Annotated in this window: 14 protein-coding genes and 1 tRNA gene; 6 read left to right on the plus strand and 9 right to left on the minus strand. The window is 60.3% G+C overall.

What is annotated here, in order from left to right:
- Nucleotides 1–434: 434 nt before the first annotated feature.
- From gpt to N2597_RS07220, 3 genes are all read right to left on the minus strand, one after another.
- A complete protein-coding gene (gpt, locus tag N2597_RS07210) occupies nt 435–929 on the minus strand; it encodes a xanthine phosphoribosyltransferase (RefSeq protein WP_183596633.1) in 495 nt (164 codons plus the stop codon).
- A gap of 198 nt (nt 930–1,127) precedes the next feature.
- The gene (locus tag N2597_RS07215) at nt 1,128–1,970 is read right to left on the minus strand and encodes a universal stress protein (protein ID WP_183596630.1); all 843 of its coding nucleotides are present in this window, start codon (nt 1,968–1,970) and stop codon (nt 1,128–1,130) included.
- 104 nt (nt 1,971–2,074) lie between these two features.
- Nucleotides 2,075–2,851, minus strand: a complete 777-nt coding sequence (locus tag N2597_RS07220) for a competence/damage-inducible protein A (RefSeq protein ID WP_097665411.1) — start codon at nt 2,849–2,851, stop codon at nt 2,075–2,077.
- A 265-nt stretch (nt 2,852–3,116) separates the two neighbouring features.
- On the opposite strand from N2597_RS07220, the gene N2597_RS07225 reads away from it, so the two are divergent.
- Nucleotides 3,117–3,202 (plus strand) — tRNA-Leu (locus N2597_RS07225).
- 269 nt (nt 3,203–3,471) lie between these two features.
- On the opposite strand, the gene N2597_RS07230 is transcribed toward N2597_RS07225, so the two are convergent.
- Complete coding sequence (locus N2597_RS07230) at nt 3,472–3,846, minus strand: VanZ family protein (RefSeq protein ID WP_106795544.1); 375 nt, start codon at nt 3,844–3,846, stop codon at nt 3,472–3,474.
- Between N2597_RS07230 and N2597_RS07235 the strand changes: the two genes are divergently transcribed.
- The 4 genes from N2597_RS07235 to N2597_RS07250 all read left to right on the plus strand — a co-directional run bounded on the left by N2597_RS07235 (nt 3,833) and on the right by N2597_RS07250 (nt 7,220).
- Nucleotides 3,833–4,042: a hypothetical protein gene (locus N2597_RS07235; protein WP_158775536.1), complete on the plus strand. Its 210-nt coding sequence runs from the start codon at nt 3,833–3,835 to the stop codon at nt 4,040–4,042. The two genes, N2597_RS07230 and N2597_RS07235, sit on opposite strands and share 14 nt — an antisense overlap.
- A 22-nt stretch (nt 4,043–4,064) precedes the next feature.
- A complete protein-coding gene (gene ilvA, locus N2597_RS07240; protein ID WP_183596627.1) occupies nt 4,065–5,315 on the plus strand; it encodes a threonine ammonia-lyase in 1,251 nt (416 codons plus the stop codon).
- A 37-nt stretch (nt 5,316–5,352) separates the two neighbouring features.
- Nucleotides 5,353–5,676 (plus strand): HlyU family transcriptional regulator, encoded by a 324-nt coding sequence (locus N2597_RS07245; protein WP_096770377.1) that lies wholly within the window; start codon nt 5,353–5,355, stop codon nt 5,674–5,676.
- 242 nt (nt 5,677–5,918) lie between these two features.
- On the plus strand, nt 5,919–7,220 hold the full coding sequence (locus tag N2597_RS07250) for a GGDEF domain-containing protein (protein ID WP_183596624.1): 1,302 nt from the start codon (nt 5,919–5,921) through the stop codon (nt 7,218–7,220).
- A 154-nt stretch (nt 7,221–7,374) separates the two neighbouring features.
- Here the strand turns inward: N2597_RS07250 and N2597_RS07255 are convergent, their stop codons facing one another.
- The gene (locus N2597_RS07255; protein WP_039619307.1) at nt 7,375–7,989 is read right to left on the minus strand and encodes an FMN-dependent NADH-azoreductase; all 615 of its coding nucleotides are present in this window, start codon (nt 7,987–7,989) and stop codon (nt 7,375–7,377) included.
- Between the two features lie 139 nt (nt 7,990–8,128).
- Here N2597_RS07255 and N2597_RS07260 point away from each other — a divergent pair, with 139 nt between their 5' ends.
- Complete coding sequence (locus N2597_RS07260; RefSeq protein ID WP_106795648.1) at nt 8,129–9,097, plus strand: LysR family transcriptional regulator; 969 nt, start codon at nt 8,129–8,131, stop codon at nt 9,095–9,097.
- 39 nt (nt 9,098–9,136) lie between these two features.
- On the opposite strand, the gene N2597_RS07265 is transcribed toward N2597_RS07260, so the two are convergent.
- The 4 genes from N2597_RS07265 to N2597_RS07280 form a co-directional block, all read right to left on the minus strand.
- Complete coding sequence (locus N2597_RS07265) at nt 9,137–11,125, minus strand: bifunctional 2',3'-cyclic-nucleotide 2'-phosphodiesterase/3'-nucleotidase (RefSeq protein WP_183596621.1); 1,989 nt, start codon at nt 11,123–11,125, stop codon at nt 9,137–9,139.
- A 325-nt stretch (nt 11,126–11,450) separates the two neighbouring features.
- On the minus strand, nt 11,451–11,852 hold the full coding sequence (locus N2597_RS07270) for a PilZ domain-containing protein (protein ID WP_038688423.1): 402 nt from the start codon (nt 11,850–11,852) through the stop codon (nt 11,451–11,453).
- Nucleotides 11,853–11,935: 83 nt separating this feature from the next.
- Entirely contained in the window at nt 11,936–12,817 is an 882-nt protein-coding gene (locus N2597_RS07275; RefSeq protein WP_183596617.1) for a DMT family transporter, read from the minus strand.
- A 72-nt stretch (nt 12,818–12,889) separates the two neighbouring features.
- A complete protein-coding gene (locus N2597_RS07280; protein ID WP_183596614.1) occupies nt 12,890–13,351 on the minus strand; it encodes an Lrp/AsnC family transcriptional regulator in 462 nt (153 codons plus the stop codon).
- Nucleotides 13,352–13,498 lie beyond the last annotated feature (147 nt).

A 13,498-nucleotide genomic window follows, 5' to 3' on the forward strand; every position in this document is an offset into this window, starting at 1 on the left:
CGTCACTTTTTTTGGAGGCTGAAAACCGCGCGGAGATCCCTTCAGGGCTGAACCGTTGCCGGCCCATCCTCCTGATTCCGCGTCCAATTTTTCAAAAGGGAACCGGTCTCGTTACCTCCGGTCCTGTCGCCGCCGCAACATCAGGGACAGTAAGTTTGAAACGGGTGATTCCGTCAAGGGCTGGATCTTAATTGATTGCTAACCACAACATCTTGTGGATGCGCCTGTGGAGATTGGGGAAAGACGGGGAGCCCTGAAAATACAATGGCTTGCGGGCGCCGCCGGCTGAGGAAAATGCCGGAACGGCAAAAAAGCGTCCGGCGGCAAATCTTGTGATGGCATTTCCACCGCAAATGCGCATGGCGATTCGCCGGAAAAATTAGGGGTGTCCAACTGCGCCGGCGACGATGCCGGCGCCCTCCTATTCGTGGTGGTCAGCGGGCGCCCTTGGCGATCGGCTCCTGATAGGTAAAGCCCATGTCCCAGGGGAAATAGATCCAGGTATCCTGGCTCACCTCGGTGATGAAGGTGTCGACGGTCGGCACGCCCTTCGGCTTGGCATAGACGCAGGCGAAATGCGCCTTCGGCAGCATGGTGCGCACCTGCGCGGCGGTCTTGCCGGTATCGGTGAGGTCGTCGACGACCAGCACGCCTTCGCCGCCGTTTTCCGCAAGCTCGGGCGCAATTCCCTTGAGCAGCACCATGTCGCCCTGGTTGGCATAGTCATGATAGGAGGCGATGCAGACGGTTTCGATCAGGCGGATGTTCAATTCGCGCGAGATGATCGCAGCCGGAACAAGGCCGCCGCGGGTGATGCAGACGATCGCCTTGAACGTCTGGTCGAGGCCGGCAAGCCGCCAGGCAAGGGCGCGCGCATCGCGGTGGAACTGATCCCAGGAAACGGGAAAGGCTTTATCGGGAAGGGACATCGGGCTGCTCCGCGGCATGATAGAGATGACACGCCGTTTGCCGGCGACCGGACGGGCTTGCAGCGGCGATCGGCAAAACAAGAAATCGCGCAAGCCGGAACTGCGCGAAATCGGCCGAGGCTCGAAGCCCTCATCGGTCGCTGCAATTAGCGGGATTTGCCGGAAAAAGGCAAGAGCGCCGATCCTTGCGGCAGGCAGTCATCGCGACAACAGCGTCAGCGCCGTCATCGATTGCAGCAAGCTCTTCGTCGTGCCGCCGAAGATCATCTGCCACAGCCATGAATGCGTATGCGCGCCCATGACCAGGAGGTCGATGCTGTCGTCCGACAGCCGGTTTTCGATGACATGCGAGGTGTTTCTGTCCACGCTTCGGGCCGTCGAAAGCGTCGTCTTCACGCCGTGGCGGGCAAGTCCCGCGGCGATCTCGGCGCCCGGGGTCAGCGATGAATGCGGCGCCGTCTCGGCCGGATCGACCGAAAAGATCTCCACCGCCTCGGCCGCCTTCAGGAACGGCAGCGCGTCGAAGGTTGCGCGCGCCGCCTCCTTCGAGCCGTTCCAGGCGATCAGCACGCGTTTGATTGGCTTCGGCTGTCGGATGATATAGGGGATCATCAGCACCGGCCGGCCGGTTTCAAAGAGAAAACTGTCGAGATCGACATGGCTGTCGGACGGGTTGGCCGGGTCGGCCTGCGAAGCGATCAAGAGATCGGCGCTGCGCGCGCTGTCGATCAGCGGCGCCGAACCGTAGCCGGTCGAGGTGGCGAAGCTGCGCCATTCGGAGGAGGCGCCGGCGGCCTGCGCCTTGGCGCGGAATATGGCCTCGATGGCGGTCGTTTCGCCATGCGCCATATCCTGCAGCGCCTGCACGGCGACGGGATCAGGAATTTCCATCGGCGCCACCAGCGGCACGGCGGAGATATTTTCGGCGTGCAGTCCGATCACATGAGCGCCGTTTTCGGCGGCAATGGCAAAGGCGAAATCGGCAACGGCGGCGCTATTGTCTCTCGTATCGAGAATGGCGAGAATGGTTTTGTAAGACATATCAATTCTCCTTGCGCTGAAATGGCTGACGCCAGCGATGGAATGCACCGACCTTTCTCCTGTTCCTTGACCGATATCAAGGATGGCCAGTTCCCGTACTGTCCTCACGCCTCGGCGGAATGGTTCTCAGTGACCTCCTTTTTCCGGCGGATGGCGTCGATCATCGCATGCACCTCGGCGCCGGCCGCATCGATTGCCGCCTGCGCGCGGCCGCGCACGACGATCTCGGTCGAGAATTTCTGGCCGATATATCTGGGGTAGGAGCCGATGCTGGTGTCCGGATGAGCTTTCTGGATGGCGGCAAGCGGTGTGCCGATATCGCCTTCGCCGTAAGGGCAGGCGATCGCGAGCGACAGCACCGGCGTGCCGGTTCGAAGCGTCGGCAGCACATTGTCGACCATCGCCTGAAAAACCTGCGGCACGCCGGCCATGACATAGACATTGCCGATGATGAAGCCCGGCGCGGTCGAGACTGGATTGGCGATATGGGCCGCCCCGCGCGGCATGCGCGCCATGCGCTGGCGCGCCTCGGTGAATTCCATCTCGCGGCGGCGATACATCTCGGCCAGCAGCGTCATCGCCGCCTCGTCATGCTCGCAGGGCAGGCCGAACGCCTTGGCGATGGCATCGGCGGTGATGTCGTCATGCGTCGGCCCGATGCCGCCAGAGGTGAAAACGTAATCATATCGAGCGCGAAGCGCATTCAGCGCCTCGACGATCGCCTCTTCGTCGTCGGCGACGATGCGCACCTCCTTGAGATCGATGCCGGAAAGGGTGAGCAGCTCGGCGAGATGACCGATATTCTTGTCCTTGGTGCGGCCGGAAAGAAGTTCGTCGCCGATGGCGAGCATGGCGGCGGTGACGACGGTGTCATGGCTCATGGGGTGTTCCGTGATGTGAGGCTGGTCAATAGGTAGCGCCCTTCGGGGGCTTTGCAAACCACCAGCCCATGCGTCAATTTTGCTGAACGAAACAGCAGGTGAATTTTCGCCTCGTTGAACACGGAGTTCCTCGCGGCGGTGGCGTATTTGTGCTTGCCCTTGCAGAATGCGGCCGGACTTCCTCAACGCGGCCCGCAATCGATGCGGGATTTTTACCGGCGGCTCTTCCCATCGCCGATGACGCAAGATATTGAAAACGCCGCAAGCGGGCGTGGCGAAACTGGTAGACGCAAGGGACTTAAAATCCCTCGGCCTTAGGCTATACGGGTTCGATCCCCGTCGCCCGCACCACCTTCATAATCCTGTATGAGAATGCTGTATTTTGTACAGAAAAGCGCGTTATTGCTTGACAATGGCATTTTCGGTGCAAGTATTGCGCGCAACGAGCGAGTAAGTGTTGTCTTGTGGGAGTAAGACGATGGTTTACGATTGGAGCGGGACCAAGGTCCGGCGCATCCGAATCTTCAAGACCAGCGTCGCACTTGTTTTCGCAACTGCGATGGCTGCGATACCATTGATTTTCTGGGCAGCGGAGTTGCCGGGTTTCTGATCCGGTCCAATCAGCGTTCTGCAAAGGGAAGCGTGTTCGCCGCCCTGGTTTCTCGCCACCTGTTGATCACCCAGCCGGCCAGCAACCCGAGGGCCGCGCCCATCGCCTTGACGCCGGCGTCATGCAGGCGCGGATGGCGGGTCGGCGTGAAGTATTGCAGATATTCGATGGCGACGGCGCCCGTTATTAGCAGCACGGCAACCAGTTTCCACTGTCTGGGATAGGCGAGCGCGAAGGCGAGGCCGAGGAGAACATAGGCGCCGCCACGGTCCGTATCGACGCTCGTGACCGTATGCGGTCTCAGCCCGATCGGCGAAACCGTGACAAAGAGGATCAAGGCGAGCAGCAGCCACGCGAGCGGTCTTGTGAATTTGACGATCATCATCGCTCCATATAAGTGGCAGGCCTTTGCATTGACAGTTAAAATCAATTCATCTGCCGCCGATTTTGCGATTGGCTTAAGAAACGCTTCCCGAGGCCGGAACGGGCATCAGGAGATGAGCGGCTCGGTCAGCGAACCGGAAATGGCGGGAGCCGGCTTTCTTTTGCCGGCCGGCCTGTGCCATAGCGGCGGCGGTTAATCTTTAGGAATGGACCACGCCCGTGACAAGACTTGAAGTCGAAAGCGCCGAAGCGGCAATGCGCAGCCTTTTCCCGGCGACGCCCCTGCAGCTCAATGACCATCTCTCCGCCCGCTACGGCGCCGATATCTGGCTGAAGCGCGAGGATCTGTCGCCGGTGCGCTCCTACAAGATCCGCGGCGCCTTCAATTTCTTCCGCAAGGCGATCGGGGAGGGTGCTTCAGGCAAGACCTTCGTCTGTGCCTCGGCCGGCAATCACGCCCAGGGCTTCGCCTATGTCTGCCGCCATTTCGGCGTGCCGGGCGTCGTCTTCATGCCGGTGACGACGCCGCAGCAGAAGATCGACAAGACCCGCATGTTTGGCGCCGAATTCATAACCATCCGGCTGTTCGGCGATTTCTTCGACCAGTGCTACCAGGCCGCGCGTGACCACGTCGAGGCGATCGGCGGCGTCATGGTGCCGCCCTTCGATCACGCCGATATCATCGAGGGGCAGGCGACCGTCGCCGCCGAAATCATGCAGCAGCTGCCTGATGGAGCGGTGCCTGATATGGTCGTGCTGCCGGTCGGCGGCGGCGGGCTTGCCGCCGGTATTACCGGTTATCTCGAAGGCGTTGTGCCGAAATCGGCCTTTGTCTTTGCCGAGCCCGCTGGCGCGCCGAGCCTCAGGCGCAGCATCGAGGCGGGTCAGGTGACGACGCTTGCCAAGGTCGACAACTTTGTCGACGGCGCAGCCGTCGCCCGGATCGGCGACCTGAATTTCGCGGTTCTGCGCGATTTTCCGGCAAGCCAAGTGCAACTGATGCCGGAGAACGCCATCTGCGTCACCATTCAGGAGATGCTGAATGTCGAGGGCGTCGTGCTGGAGCCGGCGGGCGCCCTGTCGCTGACGGCGATCGCCGCGATGGATCCCCATGCGATCCGCGGCAAGACCATCGTTGCGGTCGTCTCCGGCGGCAATTTCGATTTCGAGCGCCTGCCTGACGTAAAGGAAAGAGCCATGCGTTACGCGGGGCTGAAGAAATACTTCATCCTCAGGCTTGCCCAGCGTCCCGGCGCGCTCAGGGATTTCCTCAATCTGCTCGGCCCCGACGACGATATCGCCCGCTTCGAATATCTGAAGAAATCGGCGCGCAATTTTGGCTCGATCCTGATCGGCATCGAAACCAAGGCGCCGGAGAATTTCGCCCGGCTGATCGGAAATTTCGAAGCAGCCGGCATGGGTTACGAGGATATTACCGAAAACGAGATCCTCGCCAGTCTGATCATTTGACTTGGCGAGCGCGATACCGCCGTGTTAGAGACGGATCATGGCTTCGTTCCTTTCAAATCTCTTTTCGATGTTCTCCGGCGGCAAGGCCGCTTCGGAGGCGACAGGCCCCTCCGGCGAGCCGCAGCTTTACGGCGATTGCACGATCTATGCGGAGCCACGTAAGGAAGGCAGCCAATACCGTCTGGCCGGCCGCATCGAAAAGAAGGTCGGTGACGAGGTGTTGGTGCGCAATTTCATCCGCGCCGATCTTTTCTCTTCCTCCGACGACGCGATCGAGTGCACGGTGCGCAAGGCGCAACAGATCATCGACCAGCATGGCCCATCGCTCTTCGGCGATGGCGAGAAGCTTCGCCAGGTCTGAAGGTGCGATCTGTTCCGACTCGGGGCGCCGGCAGAAATTCCTTGCTTTTCAATCGTATGACTTGAGCGTTCATCCCAAATATGAGAACGCGCTCACGTAATCTTAAAGTATTGCGGTGAAAGCTATGGCCTGCAGGATTTGCAGGACGCCATCGTGTTTGACTTTCTCGGACGATCGATCAAAGGAATCGCAGCTGCGATCGCCGCATTGGCGCGGCGCCGGCCAGCAGCCGAGGTGTCGTAATGGAGGCGCTCAACCTCGTTCTCTTCGTCGTCGAAGCCGTCGCCTATTTCGTTCTGATGGTGACGCTTCTGCACTTCCGCCATCGGCTCGGTCTCGGGGTCTTCCTGACGGCGCTCGGCGTCATGCATTTCATGGAGACCTATCTGGCGGCGGTCTTTTACGTCTCGCTGCCGTTCGGGGATGTGTCGCCGGGTTCATCCGTCTTCTTCTCCGGCAAGCTGATGATGATCCTGATGTTATACCTGTGGGAGGATGCCGCGGCGGTGCGCCAGCCGATCTACGGTCTGTTCCTCGGCAACCTGCTTACCGTCGGCATCGCCTGGGTGCTGCAACTGCACCATCCGCTGCAACTATCGTCAGACCAGACGCCCGACGTCGATTTTCTGAAGGAGATGGGCTGGCTGATGATCTGGGGCACGGCGCTGCTCTATGTCGATTCGCTCGGCATCATCCTGCTTTACGAAAAGCTTGGCGATTTCTTCCGTCGGCGCGTCGTGCTGCGTTTCATGATCTCCGGCTTCGTGCTGCTGACTTTCGACCAGGTCGGCTTCTTCGCCGCGCTGCATTATTTCCTAGATGTACCCGTCGCCGTGTTCTGGGGCGGCTGGAAGGCGAAGATGTTCGCCGTCTGCCTTTATGGGGCAATGTTTGCGATCTATGAATATCGTATCCGCCGCCTTGGCGCCGACGCCGCCGCGCGCTCGATCAGCGATGTCTTCGGCGATCTGACATTCCGCGAGCGCTACAATGATCTTCTGGAGCGCACCGGCCGCGATATGCTGACCGGCGTCTATGACCGCACGCGCATGGAGCTGGAGGCGCCGCTGATGGTGCGCGAGGCGCTGCGGCAGGGGCTGTCTGCGACCGTTCTCATTATCGACGCCGATCACTTCAAGGACGTCAATGATGGTTACGGTCATCTCCAGGGTGACGCGGTGCTGAAGTTGATCGCCGCCCGGCTCGGCACGACGCTGCGTTCCAGCGACCGCATCTTCCGCTTCGGCGGCGAGGAGTTCGTCGCCGTCTGCCCGGGCACGAACCATGAGGAAGGACTGTTGCTAGCCGAGCGTCTGCGTTGGACGATCGCGACCAGCGTCAAGACGCCGGATGGCAGTCCTGTCACCGTCTCTATCGGCGTTGCGACCGCCGACGAGGACGGCACCAGTTTCACCACGGTGCTGTCGGCTGCCGACGGCCGCCTTTACGCGGCAAAGAAGAGCGGCCGCAATTGCGTCGTCGGCCGCTCCGGCGTGGTGAACTCGGGTAAGCCGGCCGATCCTCCGATCAATGCGATCGGTTGATTGTTGGTTTGAGGTGTTGCGTAAACCAGAATAAGTGCCCCTCTGATGAGGCGCTGTCGGACGAGATCCTCGAGATGATGCGCAATTTCGTCGGCATCGACAAATAAGGAACGGCCGGCGAAGGCCGGCCGTCCACGAAACATTGAAGAGCCGATCAGGCTGCGAGCGCGATTTCCTCGACGCGCGACTTGGCGGCGTCGATGGCCTTTTCCGCAGCTTCCGGGCCGAAAGCCAGGCCCTCGACATAGATCGTCTCAATGTCAGTGATGCCGAGGAAGCCGAGAACCGACTTCAGGTACGGCACGGCATGGTTCAAGGGAGCAGCCGGTCCCTGCGAATAGACGCCGCCGGAGGCCAGAACCACATAGACCTTCTTGCCGGTGAGCAGGCCGACCGGACCGCTTTCCGTGTATTTGAAGGTCAGGCCGGCGCGGGCGACGTTGTCGATCCAGGTCTTCAGCGACGAATAGATGTTGAAGTTGATGAGCCCGGTGCTGATGACGATGGTGTCGGCGGCAAAGAGTTCGTTGACGAGTTCGTCGGAGGTTTTGACGGCGGCGGCTTCTTCCGCCGTGCGGGCCTCGGCCGGCTTGCGGATGGCGCCGGTGAAGAGGTCATCGATATGCGGCAGCGGGTTGGTTGCCAGGTCGCGGCGAACGACGACGCTGCCCGGCTTCTGGTTCTTCAGCTTTTCGGCGAGATCAGCGGCGATCGGGGTCGAGAGCGACTCAGCGCGCGGGCTGGACGTTAGAAGAAGGATGGACGACATGCTGCATTTCCTTTCGAATGAATTTGACGGCTCGTTGCTGGGAGGTGAGCCGGCGGTGTCGAGGAGGAAAATAAGTCTGGCCCGCTATCGAAAAAACGGTGATAATGTCGATCGAAATTATCGATGGAATGGATGGAAGATGCTTCCGAACCCGACTTTGGACCAGTTGCAGGTGTTTTTGACCGTTGCCGAAACCGGCAGCTTTTCGGCCGCATCGCGGGCGCTGAACCGGGCACAGTCGGTCGTCAGCTATACGATCGCCAATTTGGAAGCGCAGCTTGAAATGCCGCTTTTCGAGCGGTCCGGCGCGCGCCAACCCAAGCTGACCGAGGCGGGCAAGGCGATGCTCGAGGATGCGCGTCGCATTCTCGGCGACCTTCAGGTCATGCGGGCGCGCGTCAAGAGCCTGAGGGAGGGCCTCGAAGCCGAGGTTTCCGTCGCCATCAGCGTCATGGTGCCATCGCAGGCGGTCGTGGACGTGCTGCACGAATTCCGCGAAAGATACCCGACCGTTTCGTTGAACCTCAATGTCGGTGAACTCGGAATGGTCATGGATCTCGTTCTGAGCGGCAAGGCAACGATCGGCATCGGCGGCGCGGTGCTCAAGCCGGACGATTCGATGGTCACGGAACGGATCGGCCATTCCTTCATGCTGCCCGTTGCCGCGCCCAACCACCCGCTTGCCGTGATCGACCGGCCGCTCACGCTCGGCGACGTGCGCGAGGAAGTGCAGCTCGTCGTCACCGACGCGTCGGGCCGCACAAAGGGGCGGGATTTCAACGTTCTGTCCTACAAGACGTGGCGCGTCAGCGACATTGCGACAAAGCACCAGCTGATCAAGGCCGGCCTTGGCTGGGGTGGTCTTCCGGCGTCCATCATCCATGACGATCTGCGCAGCGGCGCGCTCATCCACCTCGACCTGGATGCCTATGAACAGGGTGAGTATGGCATCTATTCGATGCGCCAGCTCGCCAACCCGCCCGGACCGGCCGCCAGCTGGATGATCGATGCCTTCCGCACGCGGCTTTCCTATTGCCCGAACCAGGCCGATTTTCATGCTGAGATGGCGGAACTGCGGGACACCGCTCCACCGCTCGCGGCCGAATGACGAAGGCGCGGAGCCGCGCCTTCGTCGGTATACTTTTGCTTAAAGTACCAGCCTGAATTTCGAGAAGCCGTCGGCCCCGTCGCCGGCCTCCTCGATCTTGACGCTCTTGACCGCAGCGAGGAACTGCTTCGCCTTCGGGCCGCTTTCGAAGGTCGCCGTCGTGCCCGGCAGCGGCTTGAAGGTCCAGTTCGCATCGGCCGACGGATTGATCGTGCCTTGCTCGTGGACGTAGCGGACGATGACGTCGCGGTTGGTGTCCGGCGCCTGGAAGATCACCTTGTCGGCGGCGATCTCCGGGAAACTGCCGCCGCCGCCGGCGCGGTAATTGTTGGTGACGACGACGAACTTCTGGGCCGGATCGATCGGCTTGCCGTCGAAAGCGAGGTTCTGGATGCGGTTGGCATCCGGATTGATCGCCTTGCCGGACGAATCATATTTCGGCGGCTGCGACAGGTCGATCTGGTATGTAACGCCGTCGATCACGTCAAAATTGTAAGACGGGAAGTCGGTATTGAGCAGCGGCGCGTCCTTCGCGCCGGCGTCAATGTGATTGAACATGCCGGCCGACATTTCCAGCCAGTTCTTCACCTGGGCGCCTGTGATTGCGACAGCCTGCACGGTGTTCGGATAAAGATAGAGGTCGGCGACGTTCTTGATGGCGATATCGCCGGCCGGGAAATCGGTATAATAGTCGGCGCCGCCGCGGCCGCCGGCCTTGAAGGGAGCTGCGGCCGAAAGCACCGGCAGATCCTTGTACTCGGTGTCGGCCAGCATCTGCTTGATGTACCAGGTCTGCGCCTGGCTGACGACCTGCACTGAAGGATCGTCGGCGACCAGCGCGAAATAGGAATAGAGCGGTGCGGAGGTCTTGCCGACTGGCGTGCGGATATAGGCGAGCGTCGCCTCGTGCTCGGCCTTGGCGGCTTCGACCACGTCCTTCTTGTCGGCGTAGTCAGCGACCACTTTCTTCTTGTCGTCGCGATGGTAGATCGGCCGCGCTTCCGAGGTGAAATCGACGATCTTCCAGCTGTTGCCGTCCTTCTCGAGCAGCAGGTCGATGAGGCCGAGATGCGAACCCCAGAAGCCGGCCATCACGGCGGGCTTGCCGTGCAGCGTGCCCTTGACGGGATCGGCATTGGCGATGCCGTCCCAGCTCTTCGGGCCGGGGAAGACGAGATGCTGGTGGCCGGTGAAGATCGCGTCGATGCCTTCGACGGCGGCAAGATGCAGCGAGGCATTTTCCATCTTTTCGGACGGTGCTGCTCCGTCGATGCCGGAATGGGAGAGCGCGATGACGATATCGGCGCCGGCTTCCTTCATGGCGGGAACCCAAGCCTTGGCGGCCTCCACGATATCGCGGGTCTGCGCCTTGCCTTCGAGGTTCTTGATGTCCCAGAGCATGATCTGCGGCGGTACGAATCCGATGAAGCCGATCTTGACAGGGCTCTCCTTGCCAGCACCGTCTTTGATCTGCTTTTCGACAATGATGTAAGGTTTGAAGAAGAGATCGTCCTGCTTGGGATCCGAGGCGAGCTGGCCCTTGGTCAGGTTGGCGCAGACGAAGGGGAAGTTCGCGCCGGACAGGACCTTGAACATGAAGTCGAGGCCGTAATTGAACTCGTGATTGCCGAGCGTGCCGACCGTATAGCCGAGCGTGTTCATCGCCTTGATCACGGGATGGACGTCGCCGTCCTTCATGCCGTGCTGATAGGCCATGTAGTCGCCCATCGGATTGCCCTGCAGCACGTCGCCATTGTCGATCAACAGCGAGTTGGCCGCCTCGGCACGGATATTGTCGATGATCGTTCCGGTGCGCGACAGGCCCATCGTGTCGTTCGGCTTGTCGGCGTAATAGTCATAAGGGAAGACGTTGACGTGAATGTCGGTCGTTTCCATCAGCCGCAGATGCGCCTGATTGGCGTTGGCACGGGCGCTGAAAGGGTGCAGCAGCACCAGGGCGGAAGTCGCGGCGAGACCGCCAAGCAGGGAACGGCGGCTCATGAGACCGACATCAAAAATGGAAGACATGGAACTCTCCTATGGGATCATGCATCGTCCGGCCCGTCAGAATTACGGACGATTTGGTGAGGAGTACACTGCCAAAATGACAGGACGGCAAAACAATGGCTAGCAAGGGCGGCGCGATCTGAAAATGCAATGTATAGTGCGGCACTCCGGCTCAAATCCATCGAGGGCGGGATCATGAACAGGGTCGTCATCGGGTGGCGCCATCGACATCGGGACCATCGACCTTAGCCTGCGGCAGACGCAAGGCTCTTGTTGCGTTCGACGTCGACCAGTAGCACTCCTGGAACGATGTCAGCCGTTCCTTTGCCGCTGAAGCGGTGCAGCCCTAAGACTTCAGCGTCAACGTCGCCGAACGAGGCGGGCGCTCGACGTTGGTAGCGGCTCTCAGTTGGCGCACCGCCAGCACAGGGCGTATTTCCTGATGGAAGAAGCGGAAATAGGAGGAGACCTGCGCCCGCGCATTCGAATTCACGTCGAACTGGATGCCGACGCGGCCATTGTGCTTCCAGCGGATGATGCCCTCGAGCATTCCGAGGTTTTCGGCTTCGATGCGCACCTTGCTGCCGGAAGCGGCATGGAGCGGCGTCTTCGTCTCCAGCGCGGCGCCGGTCACTGACAGGTTGAGAATTCGGACATCCACTTGGCTGTTCAGATATTTCACATTGCCGAAGACGCGGCAATTCTTCCGATCGGCCTTCCGCGCCGTGATTTTCAAGTTGCTGCTCATACTGTTCCCCTTGATCGCGAGGGCAGCATAGCGCCGGAAAATTGAAATCGTTTTAGGGGCTTGAGTAAAATTGCAGTGAAATTTCAATTGGCGGCCGCCGCCCTGCGCCCCACCACATGTTCGCGCCAGATGGTGAAGATGCCGGCGGCAACGACGATGATCGAGCCGATGATCATGTTGAGACTGAGCGTTTCGTCATAGATCGTCACACCAATGATCGAGGCATAGACCAGCGAGAGATAGGTCAGCGGCTGGACGGCGGCGGCATCGAGAACATCGTAGGCGCGGATCAGGAAATAGTGGCTGGAAATGCTGGTGATGCAGACGAGCGCCATCCAGCCCCAGTCGCCCGGCGACATCCAGCTCCAGTAGAACGGGCCGACGAGCGTCATCGTGATGCCGCCGATAACGCCGGTATAGAAGAAGCTGGTCATCGACGAATCGTCGCGGCTGACGAAACGGGTGGCGATGACGTAGAAGGCGAAGTTGAAGCAGGAAAGAATGGCGAGAAGCAATTTTACGTCGAAAAACTCGCCTTCCGGCTTCAGGATCAGCAGCACCCCGCAAAGCCCGACGCCGATCGCCGTCCACCGTCGCCATCCGACCCGCTCGCCGAGGATCGGCATCGACAGCAGCGCGATCAGGATCGGCGTCGCGGAAAAGATCGCTTGCGAGCGGGCAAGGCCGATTACGGCAAAGCAGGTGATGGCCAGAACCACCTGGACGGCCAGCAGCGCGCCGCGAACCACCTGAAGAAGCGGACGTTTTGTGCGGGCCGTCGCCTGGAGGCCACCGCGTATTTTCGAAGCGAGGACGATCGTGAACAGCGCGAAGGCCCAGTAGCGGATCATCGTCACGAAGATCGGCGGATAAGTCGATGCCAGATGTTTCGAGATGGCGTCCTGCAAAGAGAAGATGGTGGTCGCCAGCAGGGCGAAAATATAACCGTGGGTCTTCGATGTCATGGTATGCCGTAAAGGGGAAAACGTCCGCGAGCCCCGAAAGTCTGGGCAGCGTTTCGGCAAATAAGCAAGGCCTCAAAGTCCCACATTCGGCCTGTCGATGATTTCTCTGAGTGCGAAGCTCGAATTGATCTTGACCACATGCGGAAGCGCCGACAGCCAGTCGCGATGGATGCGCTCGTAATCCTCGAGATCGCGGGCGGCGACCCTGAGGATATAGTCGTATTCGCCGGACATCAGGTAGCAGACGAGCACGTTTGGGCAGAGTTTCACAGCGGCTTCGAATTCCGCCAGCGTTTTGGCGAACTGGCCGGACAGCGAGATATGCACGATGGCGATCATCTTGTAATCGAGCGCCTTGTGCGAAAGCCGCGCATGATAGCCGCCGATGACACCGCTTCTTTCGAGGATGTCGAGCCGGCGCGAACAGGCCGAAGGCGACAGCCCGATCTTTTCGGCAAGCTCGGCGTTGGTGATCCGGGCATTGGCCTGCAAGACCTTGAGAATCGCAAGATCGATGGTGTCGAGATTAGTCATTCGCAGAACCTTCGAAGAAAAGGGAGATACACGCAACAATCGCCGAAAAATCCCTTCCGCGCAAATCGTCTTTGCAAGGACATTTCACGCCCTTGGTGGTTGGATTCATCGTCCGAGGAGATCCGCGGCTGCGGAGAGGAAATGGAG

The organism is Rhizobium sophoriradicis (assembly GCF_025200795.1).
GTDB lineage: Bacteria > Pseudomonadota > Alphaproteobacteria > Rhizobiales > Rhizobiaceae > Rhizobium > Rhizobium sophoriradicis.